This is a genomic window from Rhizobium sp. 01N424, assembly GCF_056399485.1.
On sequence record NZ_JBFTRK010000011.1, the window covers coordinates 111,061 to 132,541 of the forward strand.

Genomic DNA, 21,481 nt, shown 5'->3' on the forward strand with positions numbered 1-21,481 from the left:
GGACCACACGGGTTCACGATCTTAGGTCCAAATTCTGGGAGGAATGGAATGTCTACGAAGAAATGGATTGCGGCTGCGGCCGTTACGACGTTGCTCGCCGCAGGGCACGCGCTTGCCGCCGACAAGAAAGTCGTCGCAGTGTCGATACCGGCTGCAGACCACGGCTGGACGGCAGGGATCGTCTACCATGCGCAGGCGGCCGCGAAGGAAATCAACGCGGCATTTCCGAATGTCGAAGTCGTCGTCAAAACCTCGCCGTCAGCCACCGCTCAGGTGAGCGCACTTGAGGATCTCTCGGCGGGCCGTAAGCTCGACGCACTAGTCATTCTACCCTACACATCCGAGGAGCTGACCACTCCGGTCAAGGCAGTCAAGGACGCTGGCACGTTCATTACCGTTGTCGACCGCGGACTCAACGACCCGACGATACAGGACTTGTACCTGGCAGGAGATAACATTGCTGTCGGCCGCAATACGGCAAAATTCATGATCGACAAGCTCGGCGGCAAGGGCAATCTCGTCGTGCTGCGCGGTATCCCGACCGTGATCGACGACGAGCGCATTCAAGGCTTTCAGGATGCCATTAAAGGTACGGACTTGAAGGTCCTCGACATCCAGTACGCCAACTGGAACAGTGACGAAGCGTTTAAACTCATGCAGGATTACCTTGCGAAGTATCCGCAGATCGACGCTGTATGGGCAAACGACGACGATATGCTGCTCGGTGTTCTCGAAGCGGTCAAGGAATCCGGGCGCAAGGACATCAAGCTAGCACTTGGCGGCAATGGCATGAAAGACATCGTCAAGAAGGTCATCGACGGTGATGTGATGACCCCTGTCGAAACACCGTACCCGCCTGCGATGATCAAGACCGCAATATACATGACGGTCGCAAACCTGGTCGGCCAAGCGCCGGTTCGTGGGACGGTCAAGCTGGACGCACCGCTGATTACCCAGGAGAACGCCAAGGAATACTACTTCCCGGATTCTCCCTTCTGATTATCCACGTCAACCGGGGCGGCGAGCGCCGCCCCATCGCATGAGCAAGAGGAGTAAAATCATGCCAGGCAAGAAGATACTGATGCTGACGGGCGAGTTCACAGAGGAATACGAAATTTTCGTTTACCAGCAGGCAATGGAAGCCGTTGGCCACACGGTGCACGTCGTCTGCCCTGACAAGAAGGCCGGCGATCTGATCAAGACCTCTCTGCACGACTTCGAGGGCGATCAGACCTATACCGAAAAGCTCGGACACTTTTTTACGATCAACAAGACCTTCTCCGAGGCCGAGGCGCAGCTTGATCAGTATCACGCTGTCTACGCTGCCGGTGGTCGTGGTCCGGAATACATCCGTACCGACAAGCGCGTTCAGGCAATGGTTCGCCATTTCCACGAGAAGCAGAAGCCGATCTTCACAATCTGCCACGGCGTGCAGATCCTCGTGGCCGTCGATGGTGTGGTGCGGGGTAAGAAAGTTGGTGCACTGGGCGCCTGTGAACCGGAGGTTACCTTGGCGGGTGGAACGTATGTCGATCTCTCGCCGACCGAGGCGTATGTCGATGGTACAATGGTCTCCGCAAAAGGCTGGACAGCGCTTGCCGCTTTCATCCGCGAGTGCTTGAAGGTGCTTGGCACCGAGATCCATCACCGGGATGATGTGGCTCGGGCTGCTTAAACCAAACCTTGCACAAAATACTCGAACCCCTGTCCGCCTGCGGGCGGACAGGGAGTTCTTGCCTACGGCTGGAGCCGTCGCCAAAGAGTACCAACGATGTTTAAAACCGGAATGGCAGCCCGAATCTGCACGGCGTAGCGCTTACAGCTCGAGACATGTCGCCCCCTATCGACTGGAAGCGATTATTGATGCCCTGCGTTAGTTTATCGATGCGGCGCCGATGCAAATTAGAAAGGGAACGAGCGACATGCCAAAATCTCCAAAGTGAAGCCATTGAAATTACTGGCATGTCGCACTTGGAAATAGAATGTACCCCGCTACACATCAAAATCGCATAATCAACATTATGGAACACGCTGCAGCAGGAGCCGGCGGTGGCACTTCGGCAGATGACGGATGGCCATAACGTCATCTAGGATTGCAGCCATACCGGGCTGACCCTGCGGCAGCATCCGATTGCCTTCCTCATCACCTGCGCCGATGCGATGAGCGCGCGACGGTCGATGGGTCTATACGGCCGGCCTTGTCCTCGTGCGCCAAAAGCCGGGATCCAAAAGGCTTCATGTTCATCACCATCGAGGACCAAACCGGTCCCGCCAACCTTGTCGTCTGGCCGACGCTGTTCGAGAAGCGCCGGCAGGTCGTTCATCTCGTTGCCCATCAGCTGTTCGACCTGTCTGGCGATCTCGGCCTCGCCGATCGCGACGAGGCCTTCAGATTGCCGGCCGGCCGCGGCGACGAGTTTGCCCATGGCGGAGGGCCGGATCCGCGGGATACACCGAAGCCGGTCATCGCTCCGCGCGATATGTTCGTTCCGGACCTTCATATCGACACACTGAAGATCAAGGCGCGGAATTTTCACTGATAGCGGTGCGGTTGCGTGAATTGAGGGCCCCTGCTGATTTTCACGATTGCTGAACGTTGAAGTCGATGGTTCTGTTTCTTCGACGGCAACAGCAGCGCTGCCGTAACAGCCGATCAAAAGAATCATGGACGCAGTTCGATCGTCATTGTACGTATGTATGACGTACAATGATCCATCTGCTAACTTGACGTGTACGTCGTTTAGACGTACATAGATAATGACACTATTATCCTGACCAGGAGGCGATGATGGTTGCTTTCAAAGATATGACCGCAGAGCTCGATGAGCCAAGCGACGCACGTATGGGCTTTCGTACGAAGGCGCGGATCAAGACAGCAATCCAACGTGCTGCTGCGCTGTCCGGTGTGGACGATTCCGCTTTTACCATCAACGCGGCTTATCAAGCGGCTATGACCACGATTGCCGCTCATGAACGGACCCTTTTGCAGCCGGCCGATCATGCTGCCTTTTTTGCGGCGCTGGACAATCCGCCAGAGCCGACAGATAGCCTTAAGGCAGCTTTCAAGCGTCATAGCGCGACTGTCGTCTCAAAATAATGCCGCAGAGTGAGGCACCAAAGCCGATCATCGAGCCGTTCGATCCTTCAAAGCACGATCGGGCGGCTTTTTCTTGCGGGATTGAGCAGGTCGATAACTTTTTCCAGAAGACGGCAAACAAGCTTCAAAAGAGCGACAATCTTCGTGTTTTCGTGATGACTCGGGACGGAGGCTTAGTGATGGGCTTCTACGCCATCAACAACCATGCCGTGGACTATACCGAGCTTCCGAAGAAGTTTGCCCGTGACCGGCCCGGACACGGCTCAATTCCGGCAGCCTACATCTCGATGATCGGTCGCGACCTGAAATTCGCGGGCAGCGGATACGGCGGCGACTTGCTGATCGACTGTCTCATGAGAATAGCGCGGATCTCCGATGAGATCGGAACGGCTATCGTCATGCTCGATGTCCTTGATTGCGGTGATGCAGCGCGAACCGAGAGGCGGGTGAAGCTTTACAAGCAATACGGCTTTCAGCCCTTGGCCACCAACGCGATGCGGATGTTCATCGCCGTCGCAACGATCAAGAAGATGTTCGACTAACGCCCTGCCGCTCAGACGTCCTTCGACGATTTTCCCGTAAAGATTCAATGCCAGTTTATAATGTGAGGCAGGCCGCCCGAACCGCCGCGTCGTAAACCCGGAGCACCATGCCACGCTAGTGCTACCTGATTTCGTTGCGCTCATTCTCCATGCTGGCAAAAGCTGCTGTCGCCATAGCGTCGGCTGACCGAAAAGCTGGTTTGCACCGCTATCGATTGCCTGTGAGTGCCTCTACTTCCTGAAGGTATTCCTCAGCCTGTCTGGCCAGATCGGCAAAGAAATCCTTGGCGACGGCGGAAGCCGAATAAACGGCCGGTTCGGCGCCCACCCGGATAGGCGATCTCACGTTCGAACGTGAGGATCGTCTCGTCGCGCAGGTGGTGAAGAATGCCGAAGGTCTCGATATCGTTCCAAAGCGTCGAACACCAACAAACGCATCCGACGCTTTATGCCCGGGGACACGGATCTTGCCAATGTCATCCAGCAACGGTTGACCGACTTGGCGCGAACCCTTGCTGCCTATTTGCGGGAAAGTGGCTGATGCCCTACCCTCCAAGGCGGCCATAATGCGCTTGGGTTAGCTTCTCCAAAGAAACGCCTCATCGACCGGGATCTGCATCGCGGTCACAAGATGATTTGTTTGCCCTGCGAGCCCTATCACCGCCAGCAGTTCCGCATGCTGAGCTTCAGTCATGCCACGCGCCTTTGCTGCGGCCGTGTGCGAATGGACGCAATAGGAACAGCCATTTGCGGTAGAGACCGCTATGTAGATCATCTCGCGCGTCAGCGGATCGAGGACGCCTTCGACAGCCATGACGGCCTTGAGGCCTTCCCAAGTGCGCTTCAGCAAGGGCGGATCATTGGCGAGGCCACGCCAGAAGTTGTTGATGAAATCCGACTTCCGGGTCGCCCGGATATCGTCGAAAACGGCCTTCGCAGCCGGGATCACTTCGATTTCGGCATCGGTCAGGAGTTTCACGGTCGCCATTGTCGTTCCTTTCGCTCGTCAGTGGACGGCAGCGTACATGATCTTTGCCTCGGTGGAATCGCCTGGCGAAAATTCCTCGACGATCCGGCCCTGCCTGCAGACAAGGATGCGGTCCGACAGGTTCATGATCTCTGGCAGATAGGATGAAATCACCACGACCGCCAATCCGCGATCGGCGAGCTCATTGATGATCTGATGGATTTCAGCGATGGCGCCGACATCGACGCCGCGGGTCGGCTCGTCAAAGATCACCACCCGCGGCTCCTGAACGAGACCCTTGCCAATCACGACTTTCTGCTGGTTGCCGCCTGACAGTTCAACGACGCGCGCGTTGTCGTTGATCGCGCGGATGTTCAGCTTGCTCGTCCACTCGACGGCAAGCTTGTGCATCTCGCTCATGCTGATGATGCTGCTCTTCTCGCGGTCGGCGGACAGAAGACCGCCGAAGATATTCTCGGCAATCGACATCGTTTCGAAAAAACCCTCGCTCTTTCGATCCTCGGTGACGTAGACGATGCCGTCCTTCACCGCCTCGCGGGGAACGTAATAGCGGACGGGCTTGTCATCGAGCTCGACAGAGCCGCCGCGCTTGAAGTCGCGCTTGTAGATGCCGGAGACGACCTTGAAGGTTTCGGTCCGGCCCGATCCGATAAGCCCGAAGACTCCGGTGATCTGTCCTTCGAAAATCGAGAACGAGTTGTTGCGCACAACATTGCTCATCGACAGGTCCTGAACCGAGAGCACCTTCTTGCCGGGCTTGCGGATGGTCGATGAATCACGCTTGCGATAAAGCTCTCCGGTGAGCGTTCTGCCGACCATCGCCGCGATGATCTTTTCCCGGTCGAACTCCGACGTGTCTCCCGATGCGACGAGTTCACCATCACGAAGGATGGTGATGCGATCGGCGATCGCCAACGCTTCCTCGAGCGCATGGCTGATGAAGACGATCGACACTCCCCTCGCCTTCAACCGCCTCACGAGTGCAAAAAAGTGGCGCTTCTCTTCAGGGGTCAGCGTTGCAGTCGGCTCGTCGAAAATGATGATCTCGGCATTGTGGTGAACGGCGCGGGCAATCTCGACCATCTGCTTCTTGGCGGCACCCAGGGTTTCGACCATAGCCGTCGGATCGACAGGGAAGTTGAGTGACTGCAGAAACTGCTGAGCGGAGATGTAGATGCCGCGCAGGCGGTTCAGAAAGCCTTCCGTCCCCAGATAGAGATTTTGTGCCACCGTCATGGACGGTACGAGACTGGTCTCCTGGAAGACCATTGCGATGCCGGCGTCCAGCGCCTGGTACGGCGAGCCGTAGCTGACCTCCTTGCCATGGTGGGTCATGGTACCGGACGTCCGTTCGACGACACCGGCGATGATCTTCGTCAGCGTCGACTTGCCGGCGCCGTTTTCGCCAAGCAGAGCGTGAACTTCGCCCTTGCGCAAATCGAAGCTGACATTCTTGACCGCGGGAACGCCGCGATACTCCTTGGTGACGTTCTCCAGGTGGACGATGATCTCGTTTGCTGCCGCCATTTTATCTGACCTCCGCCACATCCGTGGATACGAGCATGCCGGCGCCTTTGCAGGTGATGAATAGCCTGCCCTCATGTTCGGCAACGCTGGTGGTGCCGTGCCTGATGCCATCGGCGCGGCTGTGCAGGCTCGATAGCGGTTGCAGCCGGGCATCAAGCTTGACGACCAAACCATAGGAGCGGCTCGGCGACCAAGGCTTGTGTATTCCCATGGTCTTGATGCCGCCGCACTGCAGCGGCTCGAGAAAGCTTGTTCCCGATGAGAGCGATGGCGCGATCCAGAATTCCGGCGGGACGCTTGCCATCATGTCTTCGCGATACCGCTGCTCCTGAAGAACAAATTCGATCAGGCGGTTACGCGGAGCAAAGATCGAGAGCCATGCACCACCATCGGCGGCACGAGAAAGCCGCGCCGGGTATCCGGGAAGATTGTCGGCGACCGTGCCGACGCGGCCGGATGCCGAGATACTGACGATCCGGTGATGCCAGGCTTCGCTAACGGCAACCCCATCGGAATTCGCCAGAAGTCCGTAGGGAAACGCCAGGCCGCCGGCGACCTTGCGCGGCGCCCGGCTGCCGGGTTCGATCTTCCAGACGCTTCCTGAGCGCCCTTTTGACATGAGATCCCGTGCCCATTGATCCGGCGCGATGCCATCTGCACCATTTGCCAGCCACAATGCCCCGTCGGGGGCGAAGGCAAGCGCGGTGATGCAGCTGATCTCACCGGGAAGCGGCAGCGCTTCGCGATCGAGAACGAGTGCGCCGGATACCAGCGCGATCGCCAGTGTTCCCGAAGCTGATGCCGCCATTGCGCAGATTTCCGCGTCGAACGTCTGCAGCAGCTGTTGCTGCCCGGTGGACGAGATGGAAAGCAGTTTGCGTCCAGACGAGACGACAATTTGGCCATCATGCACGACCGCGTTGTCGACGTCATGCAATGTCGCGATGAGCGGCGCGTCGTCGAGCGCCTGATTCGGACGGAATGCGCCGTCGAGCGGCGGGATGGTCACTGCCTTACCGCGAAACAGATCGAGGATCGGATCGAAGATCATCGGGCGCTCCCCCAATAAGAGGACGGCCCGGTCCATGTCTGACTGGCGGTCGGGAGCTTGTAGCGGCCGACGCGGTTGTTGAGGATGCCCCCGACATAGAGATAGCCCTTGTGCTCGCGCATCGATGTGACCATCGGGTGTGAGACGCCGGAAAGATCGGCCATGGCATCGCGGATGGTTCCGGTCTCATCGAATTTGACGATGCCGCCGGTGTTGATGTTCGGAAACAGCCAGTCATCCTGCGGAAGGCGCCGGGTCATGCGCTTGCGCATGCCTGGGTGGCGAAGCGACAGGTCGAAGCTTGGTGTTCGCATGCCGAGCCAGGCCATCCAATAGGTGCCGTCCGAGGCGCGATTGATATTGTCGGGATAGCCAGGCATATCGGCGATCACGCATTCGGCTGTGCCGGCCTTCGGTCCTTCCAGCCAGTAGCGGTGAACACGGCAGGCCCAGCTTTCGGCAAAGAAGATTGATTTGCCGTCATGGGCGACGCAAACGCCGTTGGTGTAGCGATACCCATCCAGCAGGGTCTTGGTCTTGCCAGTCTTTGGATCGTAGACCAGCAAGCGGCCCGTCGCGCGGTTTTCGATCGAGTCCAGCGCCCAGTCATGCGCGTCGTAGCGCTTCGTCGAGTCGGTGAAGTAGATCCGGCCGTCGGGCGCGATGTCGCAGTCGTTCGGGTCGCGCAGCCGCGCGTCATCGACGACGGAAGTCCAGGACCTCGATGTCTCGGCCGTCAGCTTGGTTGCCGTGCGGTCCGGCGCGATCGAATAGAGACCCATCGCACCGACACAGCTGATCAGGTTGCGGCCCTTGTCGAAGGCGAGGCCCAGCGGGAAGCCGCCGACATGGGCAAAGACTTCCGAGCGCTGGTAATCAGGGGCGAAGAAGCGGACGATCTCGCCGTGACGCGTGCCGCAATAGAGATTGTCGTCATCATCAAGGATGACATCCTCGGGACCTTCGAGCTCGCCAAGGCCGATATATTGCGTCTGCGACAACCGGTCGTCCAGCGCATAGGGCGTGCCCGAACCGGGGACGGCGGATTGCGCTTCCCCCATCCGCAGGTAGACGGGAGCGACATAGACTTCGTTCAAGACCTTGTGACGGTTCTTCAGCCATCTGATATCGATCGTGACGGCGACTGCCAGCATCAGGCCGAGTACCATCTGGTTGGTGCCGGTTCCGTAACCCAGCCGGATAAGACCGTTGGTCATGACGAGGACGATGATTGCGCCCATCAGGCCCTTGATGACCGACCCTCTTCCGCCGCCAAGGCTATTGCCGCCGACGACCGCCGCCGTAAGCGCCAGAATCTCGAGGTTGAGGCCCGTGCCGGGCCCTGCCCCGCTCAGCCGGCAGGCAATCAGGAAGCCTGCGATCGAGGAGCAAAGCCCAGAGAATACATAGGTCAGGAACACGGTCCGCTTGACCTTGATGCCGGCATTATGCGCCGAGCGGCGCGAGCCGCCGACGGCGAGAATATGCCAGCCTGGGCGCGACCGCGTCAGGGCAATATGCGTCAGGACGATGAAGACGATCGCCGTCAGGACGGACACAGATATGCCGAGCACCGTGCCATCGCCGACGAAATCCCAGACGTCGGACATGGCCGAGGACATCTGGATCTGGGCGGCGAAATTGACGACGAGGATGTCGTAGACCGCTCTGCCGATGATGAAGGTCACCAGCGTCGTCAGAAATGCCCGGAGCCTGAGAAAACCGACCAGATAGCCGTTGATCGCACCGAAAGCGACACCGGTCGCGATCGAGGCCAGCAGGGCGACCCAGACGGGCTGCTCGAAGATGAAGAAGGTGGAGACAGCCGCAAAGCAGGACAGCGCAAAAATCGAACCGACCGAAAGATCGATCCCGCCCCCCAGCATGACGACGGTCAGCCCGGTGACGACGATCGAGAACTCGCCGAGCTGACGGGTCGAATCCTGGAGCGAATTGATCTTGAAGAAACCCGGGATTGCCGAGCCAAATCCGGCGACGACGATCACCAGGGCAAGGAATGGTATTGCATTGTCGGTCCAGCGCTTGGTCAGGATCTCGCCGGCGAGGTGATCCGGGATCAAATTGTATCGCCACGCCTGCAAGCGTTCTCTGAATGTCATGTGTATGGACCGGATGAGATGGGAAAGAAGTGCGAAGCCCCTCGGCCGAGGGGCTCCATTTGCAGACGGGAGCCTACTTCGCGGCCGTCTTCAGTGCCTTGAGGTCCCAGCAGCTGTCAGGCTTCAGGTCTGCCTTGGTCGTCGCCTTTTCCAGCGTGTAGATATAGGCCTTGGAGGTGCCGGCAGGCTGGCCGCTCTGCAGCAGGAACTTGATGATGGCGTTGATGTCGCGCGATTGGTGATGAAGTTCGGTCATCACGACTGCGCCGTAGGTGCCGTTTTCTAGATTATCGCAGTCGGCAGCCTTTTCACCGCCGCCGGTGGTGACGAGGAACACCTTGTCCTGCAGCTTGGCGTCGCGAATGGCTGCAGCTGCACCCGAGGCGTCGCCATCCCAGAAATCGATGATGCCACAAATATCGGGGTGCTGCTGAAGCATCGTCGTGGTGACGTTGCGGGAGGTCGTCGCATCCCAGTTGGAATCGGGTTTCGCAACCACCTGGAAATCCGGGTTCTTCGCCAGAACCTTGGTGATGCCGGCATATTGGTAGAGGCTGGAGGCATTGACCTGGTCGCCTTGAACGAGGCCAATCTTCTTCGAGGAATTGGGCCCGCAGCCCTTGATCACCGCTTCGGCTTCCAGCTGGCCAAGGCGGTCCCAATCACTTCCGACGAAAGCGTCAGCGGCGAAGTTTGCAGGATTGTCGATCAGGATGACGTATGTACCGGCGGCTTGCGCCTTCTTGAGCAGACGCGCGTAGGAGTTCAGGTCCGGCGAATGGACGATGAGGACATCAGGCCGGGTGTCCGAGGAGATCGCCTCGGTGATCGCCTGAGCGCCGGCCTCGACGCTCCAGTTGGGATCGCGTGTCTCGAAGGTCCCACCGAAGGCTTCAACTTCAGTCTGGATATAATGCGCCCAGCCCTGGGCGAGGTCGAAGCCCATGGCCATCGGCACAAGCATTACCCGCTTGCCTTTGAGGGCTTGGGAATAGGCCGCCGGACCCGGATCTTCCTGCGCTGGAGCGGCGGTTACGAAAACCGACAGCGACAAAGTCGCTGCGGCAAAGAGTGCCTTCACGTATTTCATGGGGTCCCCCGATGAGTTGACGGATGAATTCGTTCGTCCCGCGACACGTTCAGATGTCCCCCTGCTGGGCCGTCTGCTCGTCACGCGGATTGAGAAGCCCGTCGATTACGATGGCGACGAGCAGGATCGTGGATTTGATCAGGTTCTGGTAGATCAGCGGGATGTCGATGATGGTCATCGCGTTCAGCATGATGCCGATCAGCGCGGACCCGAACAGCACGTTGCGAACGCTCCCCTTTCCCCCCGAAAGGCCAATCCCGCCAATCACCGCGACCAGCACGATGTCATAGAGGAGCGTCGAGTTGACCACGCGTGTATTGATCGAGTGAAGGCTGGCGGCCGTCAGCAGGCCGGCAAGAAACGCGACGAGCGCGGAGAGGACGTAACGAAAGACCAGCATCGGCCTGACGGGCATGCCCGCGTTGCGGGCGGCGACCGGATTGTCCCCGGCATAATACACGTAACGTCCCCATTTGGTGTAGCGAAGGAACAGGAAGATAACGAACGCGAGAGCGGCGAAAATGAAGACCTCGATCGGGATGTCGAGAAAGCGCAGACCACCGAACAGCTGCAGCCAATTGTCAGGCGGAACCGGCACGGCATCCTGGGCGATCAGCTGCGAGCGGACGAAGCCGAAGACGAACGACCCGCTGGCAAGGGTGACGAAGATCGCCGGCACATCGGCATAAGCGACCAGAAAGCCGTTGAGGAGGCCGATACCGATGACCCCTGCGAGCACAAGGGCGAGCGCTTGCCAGCCGGAGCTTCCGTCGTTGAGCAGCTGGAGATACCACGCGACAGACATCGCCATGACGGCGACGGCCGACAGATCGATGCCACGCCCGATGATGACGACGGCCATGCCGAGCGCCAGGATGCCGAGCACGGATACCGAGCGGATGATCGAGACGACATTTTCGGCCGTGAAGAAACCAGGCAGAGCAGCCGACGCCACGATAAAGATGATGACGGCGATCGCGGCCACGATCGTCTCCTGGCTCAACGCCGTCAGATGCAGTCCGCTACGTTTCATTCCACGTCCCCAAATCACGCGAAGCCTGCCGGTGCGCGGGAAGATCGTCAAAGTTTGAGGCCCCTAAATACAGCCGGAGTTGGAGAAGGAATTTCAACGCAAAGAGGCTTTCGCGCGAAATCAAATTCTCGGCGCTCCTCCACGCCAATGCGCGGAGCGGTGCATGCTGTACGGTGCTATTCGACTTGTTCCCACGCAGTCTGTTGCTGCGTTGCGAGAACGTTAGGCCTCTGCCCGCCGCGATGTCAATATCATTTCATGATGCGATGAAGCGCAAAAGCTTGAAATGAGATCGACAAGAAACGGGGACGGCGCCGCAGAAAGGACGATCTGAAAAATTCCTTTCATATTTTGCCATTTTATTGTATTTCGCAGATTGAAATTCAGAGGGAGCAGCCGTGACGGACGTCAGGACATTGCTGTTAGATCAAAAGCTGGTGCTGACGCCTTCGGAAGAACGGATCGTGCAGATTCTTCTGGCCGACTATCCGGCATCCGGCCTCGGTACGGCTGGAAATCTCGCCAAAAAGGCAGGCGTCAGCGATGCGACTGTCGTTCGTCTTGCGGTCAAGCTCGGCTTTGAGGGTTTTCCCGATTTGCAGAAGCGGTTGCTGTCGGAAGTCGAGGCCCGTCTCCATTCTCCGTTGCTGATGATGGAGGCAAAGAGGCAGGATGGCGCGGTCCAAGGCATTGCAGAGGCCTATCTTCACGCTGTCTCCGAGACCATCGACAAGACGATCGGCGCGACGCCCAGCAATACCTATGATAAGGTCGCCAAGATCATCATGAAGACCAAGGGACGCGTCGGCCTGGTCGGCGGCCGCTTCAGCCGCCACATCGCCGGAATGCTCTCCGGATATCTGTCGCAGTTCCGGCCGAACGTGCAGGATATCGGCACGCTTTCCGCACAGTCGTTCGACATTCTGGTCGACTATGGCAAGCGAGATGTGCTGATCGCCTTTGACTACAGGCGATATCAGAACGACGTCATCGCCTTTGCCTCGCAGGCCGCCGATCGCGGAACATCCGTCATCCTGTTCACCGATCAGTGGCTCTCGCCGATCGCGGAACATGCCGAAGTCACGATCATCTGTCCTCTCGACGTGCCCTCGCCCTACGACACGCTGGCACCGGCCGTGGCCCAGATCGAGGCGCTGGTAGCACAAATTCTCGCCTCGCTCGACGAAGCGACGCGCAGGCGCGTTGAAAGCCTCGAAGCTGTGCGTGCCCACAATGACGTCACGCTCGATGGCGCCGACAATGTCAGCTCCACCCAACCCGGCCCCAAGCGCACGAAAGGTACCACAAGCGATGCCTAGCCCACTTCTGAGGCGGGATGCCCCTTACGTCCCAGGCGAAACGGCGATCTTGCTCGTCGACATGCAGCGCATCTGGCTGGAACCGGGGCTCGATCCCGATCATCCGGAGCGTGGTCCCGATCACTATTTCTACCGCCAGACGGCATCGGTCACCATTCCGAACAACGAGCGCCTGCTTGCAGCGGCAAGAGCGAACGGCATCGAGGTGTTGCACACGATCATCCAGAGCCTGACGGAGGATGGCCGTGACAGATCACTCGATCACAAGCTGACGCCAATCCATATCCCGCCAAGCAGCCCTGAGGGCTTTCCTCCTGAAAATCTCGGCCCGAGGAATGACGAGATCCTCATCCCGAAGACGTCGTCCGGCGTCTTCAACTCGACCAACATCGACTACGTTCTCAAGAATCTCGGCATCCGCTACCTGATCATCTCTGGCATCATGACCGACCAATGCGTTGACATGGCCGTCAGAGACGCGGCAGATCGCGGTTACTACGTTACCTGCGTATCCGACGCCTGCGCCGCCGCGTCCCAGGAACGCCATGACATCGCCTTGAAGGCATTCGGTGGCTATTGCTGGCTCACCGACACCGATACGGTCGTCAACCGCCTGGCTGCGAGGTCGGCTGCATGACCGGCGCCGGGGCTCTGACCGGGATCGTCACGACCGACATTGCTGCGGTGACCCGGGGCCGCTTTGTCGCCAGCAGCGCGTTTGAAAAGATGCTTACGGGCGGCGTCGGCTGGCTGCAGGCGAACCTTTCGCTGACGCCGTTCAACGTCATTGCGCATCCCAATCCGTGGGGCTCTTCGGGCGATCTGCGATTGCTGCCGGACGCGACAGCCCGATTCCGCACCGCAAAGACCGGCGCGGACACGCCATTCGATATGGTGCCGGGCAACCTTGTGGAACTGGACGGCCAGCCCTGGGCATGCTGCACCAGAACCATCCTGGCCAATGCTCTCGATGACCTGAAGGCACAGACCGGACTGACGATCGTTGCCGCTTTCGAACACGAGTTCAAACTGCTGGACGCCGGCCTGCCACGCGAACATGTGATGTCCTTTGCCGGCTTGCGGCGCGTGGATGGCTTCGCCTCGCAGGTGATGGAGGCGCTCGACGAAGCCGGTCTCAAACCTGAAGTCATCATCTCGGAATATGGGGAAGACCAGTTCGAGGTGACGAATGCACCTTCAAACGGACTTGCAGCCGCCGACCGTGCCGTCGCTCTGCGAGAGATCATCCGCGAAATCGCCCGTAACCGCGGCTGGAAGGCGTCATTTGCCCCGAAGACATCGCCGTCATCGGTCGGAAACGGTGTCCATATTCATTTCAGTCTCGTCGGGGCCGACGGACAACCGGCCTCCTATGACGCTTCAGGGCCATCGGGACTGTCGGAAGCGGCTGGCACCTTCTGCGCCGGCATCCTCAAGCATCTTCCAGCGATCACCGCATTAACGGCGTCGAGCGTCTCCTCCTACTATCGTCTGAAGCCGCACAACTGGAGCTCTTCCTACACTTGGCTCGGCGACAAGGACCGGGAAGCGACCCTCAGGATATGCCCGACGGTGACGATCGGCGGCAACGATCCGGCGAAAAGCTTCAACGTCGAATATCGTGCTGCCGACGCGACGGCAAATCCCTATCTGGCGCTGGCGGCCATTGTTCGCGCCGGTCTGGAAGGCCTGAAGGCGCGGCTGCCCTGTCCGCCCGTTCACTCCGGCGACCCCGACGAACTGACGGAAGCAGACCGCGCAGAGCTGGGTCTTCGACGGCTCCCGGAAACGCTTGAGGACGCCCTCAATGCACTGCAAGGCGATCCGGTCGTCGCATCATGGTTCCCGAAGGTATTCCTGGACACCTTCACCGGAATGAAGGCGTTCGAAATCAAGTCGCTTGAAGGCCTCGACGAGGAGGCAACCTGCGCCAGCTACAGGGCGGTATATTGAGCAGCCGGACATCAGATTTTCACGCATGGCCAGATCCCGTCGAGCTGCTCAACGCGGAAGGCCGGTCGGAGATCGTGCTGATCTGCGAGCACGCCTCGAATTACATTCCAGAGACGTTTGGCGGCCTCGGGTTATCGCCCGAAGACCTGGTTCGCCATATCGCCTGGGATATCGGAGCGGACGCTGTCAGCCGCGCGCTCTCGCAACATCTCGACGCCCCGTGTTTCCTCGGCAAATACTCGCGGCTTCTCATCGATCTCAACAGGCCACCCGGAAGTCCGACGAGCATTCCCGAACGGTCCGAAGCAACAGATATCCCCGGCAATGTCCAGCTTGGGGCCGAAGACAGGCAACTCAGAACAGACAGAATATTCACGCCGTTCCAGGCTGCAATCTCGCAGCATCTCGACCTGCGTCAGCAGCAAGGACGGCCAACCAAAATCATTGCGATCCATTCGTTCACACCGGTGTTCCTGGGAGAGCAGCGCCCCTGGCATGCAGGCATCCTGTTCAACAAGTCGTTCGGATTGGGCAGGCAGATGATCGAGCGTCTGACGGAGAACACCAAGTTGAATATCGGCGCGAACGTGCCCTATGTCATCGAACGGATCAGCGACTACGCCATCCCTGTCCATGGCGAAGACCGAGGGCTGGATGCCGTGCTGGTCGAGATCCGCCAAGACCTGATCGGATCCGCCGATGGTCAGTTGCGCTGGGCGCGTTATCTTGCCGAGGCCTTCAGCTGAAGCCCGCATGTTCGCGATGTCTTCCTGCGCGCCGGCGGGAAATGCGCATCTTTATTGCCGCGTTGATTGATCGCATTTTGTGCTAATAAGTGGTAGATGACAGCCGACTGCACATGAGCCGTTGAGCATCATTCTCGAAACTGCGAAACGTGGACCGGTACTGGAGAACTTTTTGGGTTGGAAAACACCGAAGTTTGAATATGTGAACGGCTATAAGATCGTTGAATTTGATGGGCCTGCCTTCAAGGTCTATGACGGTGACCGTCAACTCGGGGAAGATTTCCCCTATCCCGGCGAGGCTGCGGCCTATGCAACCTCTCTGCCAAAGCGGGAACAGCCACGCCGTTAGGCGCCAACCCGCAAAACAGCATTGAGACCCGTTATGACAACTTATCCGGATGCGGTGCAGGATTGACCCGCTTACCCATTTCTTCACCGCTCGAACTGCTTGGGTGGTCTGAATTCTTCGCGAAACAGGTCCAGCCCAGCGAGGTGGACTTGATCCCCAGACGGATCGCTTCAGTTCACCGGGCACGCCTTGAGGCAATCGATGTCACTGGACCGGTCGGAATTGAACTTCCGGCCCACGCCAACACTGCTGAATATGCGGTGGGCGACTGGATTCTTGCCGATCCCCTAACCGGTATGTTTGTCCGCCGTCTCGATCGGAAGAGTGTCTTTCAACGACGCCCGGAAGGTGGACGTGGCCAGCAACTTGTTGCCGCCAACATCGACACGCTGTTCATCGTCACCTCATGCAATGCGGATTTCAATCTTGCCCGGCTGGAACGCTACCTGATCATGGCGATCCAGGCCGGCAGTAGCCCGGTGATTGTGCTGACAAAGGCCGACGTCACCGAAGATGCCGGCCGGTTCATGACGGAAGCCGGGGCGCTACAACGGGATGTGCCTGTCGTCGCCCTAAACGGGCGCTCTGCCGATGCCGTGTCGCAGTTGAGACCTTGGTGCGGCGCAGGTCAGACGGTCGCGCTGGTGGGATCCTCCGGTGTCGGAAAATCGACGCTTGTGAACACAATGACGGCGTCGGGATCTGACGCAAAGCAAAAGACGGGCGCGATCCGGGAATATGATTCACAGGGCCGGCACACGACCACGGCTCGATCCCTGCACGCAATTTCAGGCGGCGGCTGGGTCATTGATACGCCAGGAATAAGAACACTTTACGTGAGCGATGTTGCCGACGGCATAGATACACTCTTTGCTGAAATCACCGAGCTGGCGCCGCTTTGCCGCTTTCGCGACTGCACCCATGCCCATGAACCCGGATGCGCCGTCCAGGCAGCTGTTGCAAGTGGCGCCCTGTCCACCGATCGCTTGGAACGCTGGCGCAGCCTGCTTGTGGAAAACCGTGAGCGAACACCTGTCGTGAGCGGACCACGCGGCAACAAGATCGTTCGCAAGAAGAAATATTGAGCGCCTGTGGCGGGCGCCGCGTTAGCGGCGTTGCCAGGACCCGGCCTTGATTCGTATCTTGGCTAATCCCGGGGCAGAAGTTTATCAGCGTAACTTTCCCACCGCCATGCCCCGCCGGCACGGTTTATTTCTCGGCAGGGCCACGCAAGATCGGCAGCAGCAGATAATCGTTCCGGTTGGGATCGAAGGCAACGATCTCCAGACCGCACGAAAATGCCTCCTGCAGACCCCCGCGTAGCGAAAGGAGATCGGAATCGTCAAACGTGCTGTTAACGGCAGGTGGCACGCGAACTCGCGTGCATTGGTCCCATGGCTGTCCCGCGGCGCGACCCTGCATCGCTGAAATTCCTGGTGTTGAAGTCGATGCAGCATTTCCGCGCCGCCCTTCGAGCCACTCGCCGGCCAGGTCGTCGTCTGCGACAGTGGCGCTCTGGCCACGCCGCGCGCGGAGTTGCGGCCCTACGTCCATGTAAAGCGGCCGATCTGGCCGCTGGATCGCACCTGAAGCCTCATCGCTCTCGAAGCAATGCGAAGCCATAGCGCGACAATTGCTGCAGTTTCCTCTACGTTCCCGCCGAAGATGAAGCGGGCAGAGAGTTGAGATGGGCCGATTTGAAGATACCGAAGCCGCAATAACCGAACGGCTCCGTGCGATGAAAGGAAATCCGGATGTGACGATCAACCTTTTCGAACTCGGGGTTCCCTTGAATGCAGCGGGGTTTACGCAGGATGAGATCACGGCGGTGCTCGAAGCCCTGGAGCAGGACCGTATCGTCGAGTTTGCACCTGGCAACAGGCTTCGGCTGATTAAGCCGCTGCCCTGACATCGTGCTGGTGCGTCCGAACCGACGACAATCTTGCTCTGGCCCTCTTTCCTCTGCAATCGGTCATTTGGCGTATGTTCTCGCGCAAGCCCGTCTTGCCTCCAGCCGCTGAAGCTGTGTTCCCGGTGCAATCGGATGGAGCATTGCTATCGGATGTCACGCGACAAATGCCGGTCTGATCAACTCAATCCGCGAATACTTCCATCATCGCTTTCAAAACCAGAACCGCAGAAGCCGCGCCCGGGTCGACATGGCCGAGGGATCGCTCGCCAAGCCGCGCCGCTCGTCCGCGCACCGCCACCATTGAACGTGTGGCCTCCGCCCCACCCTCGCCTGCCACCACCACGTCACGCCACAGTTCCCTTACCCCGCTTTTGCGCACGAGTGCTGCACGAGCCGCCTCGGCGGCCGGAATCCAGGCGTCAAGCATCGTCTTGTCGCCACGCTGGCCCTTCCCGCGTTCCTGTATGCCAAGCGTTATCGCCTCCAACATGGCGACTTGGCCCGCAGCGTCCAGAGACTGCCGGCCTTCCAGTGCCTTTGCGACACGTAAAAACGCTGTCGCATAAAGAGGACCTGTAGAGGCGCCGACGGCGTTGAGAAACACCGAAGCTGCGGTTGTCATCACAACCGACGGCGGCATCTCGTCGAGATCGGACCGTGCCAATTCACCAGCGACGGCGCCAAAGCCAAGAGACATCGTTATCCCATGGTCGGCATCACCAACCGCGCCGTCAAGCTCGGTCAGGTAGTCTTTTTCTGCCGCGATCAAGCTGGATATCCGATTGAACATCCGGTTGAGCTTGCGCGCATCATTCTCTGCCATTGCTTCCCCTCCCATGTGCACAAGACGCCCGATGATGAGGCCGGTGCATGCCGATCTTACATTATCTTCAGCACCGCGGTGTCGCAGGGATGGTGCAAGAGTTCCGTCAGTTCCTGATCCAGCTCCATGATCGAGATGGACGCCCCGACCATGTCGAGCGACGTACAGTAGTGCCCGACCCAATTGGCTTCGATAGCAATGCCCTTGGCACTCAACCGCTGCTCGACACGTCTGAACAGGATATAGAGCTCCATCATCGGCGTCCCGCCGAACGAGTTGATTAGCACGGCGACGCGGCTGCCTTTGGCCGCCCTCATCTCCAGGAATATCCGATCCATCACCCTGTCGACGATCTCATCGGCGCTGATCATCTTTTCGCGAATGACGCCCGGTTCACCATGGATGCCCATGCCGAACTCGATATCTTCGGCGCCGATCTCGAAATTGGGCCGTTGCGTCTGCGGCATGGAGCATGGCTCAAGCGCCACGCCGACCGTGTAGGTCTGTAAATTCGCCTTGCGGGTCACGGCTTCGCAGGCATTGAGCGGCAGACCGCGATCGCAGGCCGCACCAGCTATCTTGAAGGTGAAAAAATTGCCCGCCACGCCGCGCCGCCCATCCCGGTCTTCGATCGGCGAAGAGGTGATGTCGTCGGTGGTAAGAACCGTTCGCACGGGAATTCCCGCAGCCTCTGCCATCTCCGCCGCCATTTCGAAATTCATCACGTCGCCGGCGTAGTTGCCATAAACGAAGAGAACGCCGGCGCCGCCGGATGCGGCTTTCGCGCACTGCAGGATGGGTATGGGAGGCGGTGACGAGAAGATGTTGCCGATCGCGACGGCATCCGCCAAACCTTTGCCGATATAACCCAGGAATCCCGGCTCATGTCCGGATCCACCACCGATGACCAGCCCTACTTTGCCCGGTCTTGGTCCGTCTCGCGCAACCAGCGCGCGGTGTGATTTTTCGATCGGCGAAAGATACTTGCGATGGGCGCGCACCACGCCATCCAGCATCTCTTCGACAACGTTGTCCGGATCGTTGAGGAATTTTTTCACGCGCGTTCGTGCCGCGGGCGGTAGCGGCGTCTGGCTGTCCGGCCGCAGGCGCTGCGGCGATCGCTGATCGATATCGGTCACGCCATCGGCGTTGAGAATGCCGCGGCCGGTCGCAGCGTCGGTGATCAGCACGTTGACATAGCCGCCGCGCAACGCCGCAAGGATGGACGGCACCTTGTCGAAGCCGCCGGCGGCGGCAATGCGCAGATCGATATTCTTCAGCATCTCAAGGGAAATGCCGATCGTTCTGTCGTCGAGCGGCCCTGCGATCGCGCGGCCCTGCCCATCGATGAAACGTCCGGCCAGCACGCCGACGGCGCCCTTGGCTAGATAATCCTGCAGTGGAACAGATTCGAAGAAGCCGCTGGTATGAATGGTGGAATTGGGGCGCAGCGACGAAATGCCAAAGAGCGCCTTGTTGGCACCAGCAAGAGCACCGAATTGGCTCTCGATCAACGGCTCTAGCATAAACGACTCACGCACGGCGTTCGCCGAGACGATGGCGGGTGCGGAGATGTTGATCAGCTTGCCGTTGACGGCGTTGGCCAGGGCCGCGGCGCAGAGTTCAGGCGTATAGGCGAAGCTTGCCCGCGTGCCGCCCGTTGCCTGCACAACGGTGACATCCTGCAATCCTGGAACCTCGGCGCGTTCGCTGATCGCCAGCACCGTGCGGCCCCACGACACTGCGACGGTATCGCCCGATTTGATCAATCGATGCAGCGCTTGGCCGCCGGCAACGCCGATCCTGTCAATCAGCGGCCTGGCGGTGTCCTCGCTCGGAACGACGAGGCAGTCGGCAAGGCCAAAATGCCGCTTGAGCGCTTGCGCAACGGTGAGCGATGCAAGCCGTGCCGGTTCGATAGCAATGTTGACGATGCCGCGATCACGTGCGTCGGCGAGATAGCTGTTCACCGTTGCGCGGGATATGCCCATCACCTCGGCGATATCGCCTTGAGTTAATCCGTCTTCGTAGTAGAGCCAGCATGCCCAGACATAGGGGTCGTCGCCGTAGCGCAACGGCATGGCGTCCGGCGCCTGTGCGAAGTCGTTCTTGCCTGCGCCTGCTTTTCGCGCCTGCTGGGTCTTAACCGCTGCCACTCTGGAATGAACTCCCGCTTAGATCTGCCGGGAAGATGCCGCCAATACCAACGCATTGCAACCGCGCGGCGCGCGGCCCGCCGCCAAGGGGCGAGGCCGCGCTGTCTTGGGAGACAAACCGTCTGATCAGCCGCCCTCGAGCCGGCTAGCAACACCGATTGAAATTTCACTGAGAATGAGGGCACAGGAGGTCGCGCCCGCATCCAGAACACCGCGAGAGCGTTCGCCCAGGCGGCTGGCGCGGCCGATCTTGGCGACCAGATCGATCGTCGAATCGCGCCCCTTTTCGGCTGCTCCCGCCAAAGCCGCGAGCGCATCGGCAAAAGACTTTCCGGATGCTGTCGCCTCGTCGAAAGCATTGACCGCCGGGACAAAGGCATCAATCAGCGTCTTGTCCCCGACTTTGGCCGAGCCGATCGACTGAATGCCATCCAGGCCAGCATGCAACATCTGGCTGAACAGCTTGGCATCGACGGCATTCCTGCCCTCGATTGTCTCACCGAATTCGGTGAACATGACGCCATAGAGCGGGCCCATTGAGCCGCCGATCTCGGTCATCAGCAACGTGCCCAGCGTCTCGAACGCGCCGCTGAGCGATGAGTCCTGGCCTTTCAGACGCTCCGCCGCCATGCCGAACCCCTTGGCCATGTTAACCCCATGGTCGCCGTCGCCAATCTTGCCATCGATCTCGCTGAGATAGGCCCGGTTTTCAACGATACGGTCGGCCACCGAAAGAACGATGGCGCCCGCCGAGGCATTCTTGAAACTTTGCATG

General features: G+C 59.3%; 20 protein-coding genes and 1 pseudogene. 12 read left to right on the top strand and 9 right to left on the bottom strand.

The features are described from left to right. Nucleotides 1–48 precede the first annotated feature (48 nt). From AC1DNK_RS23975 to AC1DNK_RS23995, 5 genes and pseudogenes are all read left to right on the top strand, one after another. A complete protein-coding gene (locus AC1DNK_RS23975; protein ID WP_477943676.1) occupies nucleotides 49–999 on the top strand; it encodes a substrate-binding domain-containing protein in 951 nt (316 codons plus the stop codon). A gap of 61 nt (nucleotides 1,000–1,060) precedes the next feature. Next, nucleotides 1,061–1,675, top strand: a complete 615-nt coding sequence (locus tag AC1DNK_RS23980) for a DJ-1/PfpI family protein (protein ID WP_112517597.1) — start codon at nucleotides 1,061–1,063, stop codon at nucleotides 1,673–1,675. A 359-nt stretch (nucleotides 1,676–2,034) separates the two neighbouring features. Continuing rightward, a pseudogene (gene dnaE2 / locus AC1DNK_RS23985) lies at nucleotides 2,035–2,540 on the top strand (error-prone DNA polymerase); the annotation flags it as partial. 248 nt (nucleotides 2,541–2,788) lie between these two features. Next, complete coding sequence (locus AC1DNK_RS23990) at nucleotides 2,789–3,097, top strand: type II toxin-antitoxin system TacA family antitoxin (RefSeq protein ID WP_477943754.1); 309 nt, start codon at nucleotides 2,789–2,791, stop codon at nucleotides 3,095–3,097. Next, nucleotides 3,097–3,639: an N-acetyltransferase gene (locus tag AC1DNK_RS23995; protein WP_310300336.1), complete on the top strand. Its 543-nt coding sequence runs from the start codon at nucleotides 3,097–3,099 to the stop codon at nucleotides 3,637–3,639. Before AC1DNK_RS23990 ends, AC1DNK_RS23995 begins: the two co-directional genes overlap by 1 nt. A 577-nt stretch (nucleotides 3,640–4,216) precedes the next feature. Here AC1DNK_RS23995 and AC1DNK_RS24000 read toward each other — a convergent pair. The 6 genes from AC1DNK_RS24000 to AC1DNK_RS24025 form a co-directional block, all read right to left on the bottom strand. Then, nucleotides 4,217–4,627: a carboxymuconolactone decarboxylase family protein gene (locus tag AC1DNK_RS24000; RefSeq protein WP_477943677.1), complete on the bottom strand. Its 411-nt coding sequence runs from the start codon at nucleotides 4,625–4,627 to the stop codon at nucleotides 4,217–4,219. 18 nt (nucleotides 4,628–4,645) lie between these two features. After that, the gene (locus tag AC1DNK_RS24005; protein WP_112540883.1) at nucleotides 4,646–6,154 is read right to left on the bottom strand and encodes a sugar ABC transporter ATP-binding protein; all 1,509 of its coding nucleotides are present in this window, start codon (nucleotides 6,152–6,154) and stop codon (nucleotides 4,646–4,648) included. Nucleotide 6,155: 1 nt separating this feature from the next. Further along, nucleotides 6,156–7,205, bottom strand: a complete 1,050-nt coding sequence (locus AC1DNK_RS24010; RefSeq protein ID WP_477943678.1) for an NHL repeat-containing protein — start codon at nucleotides 7,203–7,205, stop codon at nucleotides 6,156–6,158. Further along, nucleotides 7,202–9,325, bottom strand: coding sequence for an ABC transporter permease (locus AC1DNK_RS24015; protein ID WP_477943679.1), 2,124 nt, complete (start codon nucleotides 9,323–9,325; stop codon nucleotides 7,202–7,204). Before AC1DNK_RS24015 ends, AC1DNK_RS24010 begins: the two co-directional genes overlap by 4 nt. Before the next feature lie 73 nt (nucleotides 9,326–9,398). After that, on the bottom strand, nucleotides 9,399–10,415 hold the full coding sequence (locus AC1DNK_RS24020) for a sugar ABC transporter substrate-binding protein (RefSeq protein WP_477943680.1): 1,017 nt from the start codon (nucleotides 10,413–10,415) through the stop codon (nucleotides 9,399–9,401). Between the two features lie 49 nt (nucleotides 10,416–10,464). Continuing rightward, a complete protein-coding gene (locus AC1DNK_RS24025; protein ID WP_477943681.1) occupies nucleotides 10,465–11,448 on the bottom strand; it encodes an ABC transporter permease in 984 nt (327 codons plus the stop codon). Between the two features lie 416 nt (nucleotides 11,449–11,864). On the opposite strand from AC1DNK_RS24025, the gene AC1DNK_RS24030 reads away from it, so the two are divergent. The 7 genes from AC1DNK_RS24030 (at nucleotide 11,865) to AC1DNK_RS24060 (ending at nucleotide 17,724) form a co-directional block, all read left to right on the top strand. Then, complete coding sequence (locus AC1DNK_RS24030; protein ID WP_477943682.1) at nucleotides 11,865–12,767, top strand: MurR/RpiR family transcriptional regulator; 903 nt, start codon at nucleotides 11,865–11,867, stop codon at nucleotides 12,765–12,767. Further along, entirely contained in the window at nucleotides 12,760–13,404 is a 645-nt protein-coding gene (locus AC1DNK_RS24035; RefSeq protein ID WP_477943683.1) for a cysteine hydrolase family protein, read from the top strand. Before AC1DNK_RS24030 ends, AC1DNK_RS24035 begins: the two co-directional genes overlap by 8 nt. Then, nucleotides 13,401–14,720, top strand: coding sequence for a glutamine synthetase family protein (locus tag AC1DNK_RS24040; protein ID WP_477943684.1), 1,320 nt, complete (start codon nucleotides 13,401–13,403; stop codon nucleotides 14,718–14,720). The genes AC1DNK_RS24035 and AC1DNK_RS24040 overlap by 4 nt, the downstream gene beginning before the upstream one ends. After that, nucleotides 14,717–15,466 (top strand): N-formylglutamate amidohydrolase, encoded by a 750-nt coding sequence (locus AC1DNK_RS24045; RefSeq protein ID WP_477943685.1) that lies wholly within the window; start codon nucleotides 14,717–14,719, stop codon nucleotides 15,464–15,466. The genes AC1DNK_RS24040 and AC1DNK_RS24045 overlap by 4 nt, the downstream gene beginning before the upstream one ends. Nucleotides 15,467–15,587: 121 nt before the next feature. Next, nucleotides 15,588–15,815, top strand: coding sequence for a hypothetical protein (locus tag AC1DNK_RS24050; RefSeq protein ID WP_477943760.1), 228 nt, complete (start codon nucleotides 15,588–15,590; stop codon nucleotides 15,813–15,815). Nucleotides 15,816–15,877: 62 nt separating this feature from the next. After that, on the top strand, nucleotides 15,878–16,900 hold the full coding sequence (gene rsgA, locus AC1DNK_RS24055) for a ribosome small subunit-dependent GTPase A (protein WP_477943686.1): 1,023 nt from the start codon (nucleotides 15,878–15,880) through the stop codon (nucleotides 16,898–16,900). A 602-nt stretch (nucleotides 16,901–17,502) separates the two neighbouring features. Continuing rightward, the gene (locus AC1DNK_RS24060; protein ID WP_112540874.1) at nucleotides 17,503–17,724 is read left to right on the top strand and encodes a hypothetical protein; all 222 of its coding nucleotides are present in this window, start codon (nucleotides 17,503–17,505) and stop codon (nucleotides 17,722–17,724) included. 184 nt (nucleotides 17,725–17,908) lie between these two features. On the opposite strand, the gene dhaL (AC1DNK_RS24065) is transcribed toward AC1DNK_RS24060, so the two are convergent. From dhaL (AC1DNK_RS24065) to dhaL (AC1DNK_RS24075), 3 genes are all read right to left on the bottom strand, one after another. Next, entirely contained in the window at nucleotides 17,909–18,550 is a 642-nt protein-coding gene (gene dhaL, locus AC1DNK_RS24065) for a dihydroxyacetone kinase subunit DhaL (RefSeq protein WP_477943687.1), read from the bottom strand. A 56-nt stretch (nucleotides 18,551–18,606) separates the two neighbouring features. Next, the gene (locus AC1DNK_RS24070) at nucleotides 18,607–20,631 is read right to left on the bottom strand and encodes a bifunctional sugar-binding transcriptional regulator/dihydroxyacetone kinase subunit DhaK (protein ID WP_477943755.1); all 2,025 of its coding nucleotides are present in this window, start codon (nucleotides 20,629–20,631) and stop codon (nucleotides 18,607–18,609) included. 201 nt (nucleotides 20,632–20,832) lie between these two features. Further along, nucleotides 20,833–21,480 carry a dihydroxyacetone kinase subunit DhaL gene (dhaL, locus tag AC1DNK_RS24075; RefSeq protein ID WP_477943688.1) on the bottom strand — a complete coding sequence of 216 codons (648 nt, stop codon included), beginning with the start codon at nucleotides 21,478–21,480 and terminating at the stop codon, nucleotides 20,833–20,835. Nucleotide 21,481: the final 1 nt, after the last annotated feature.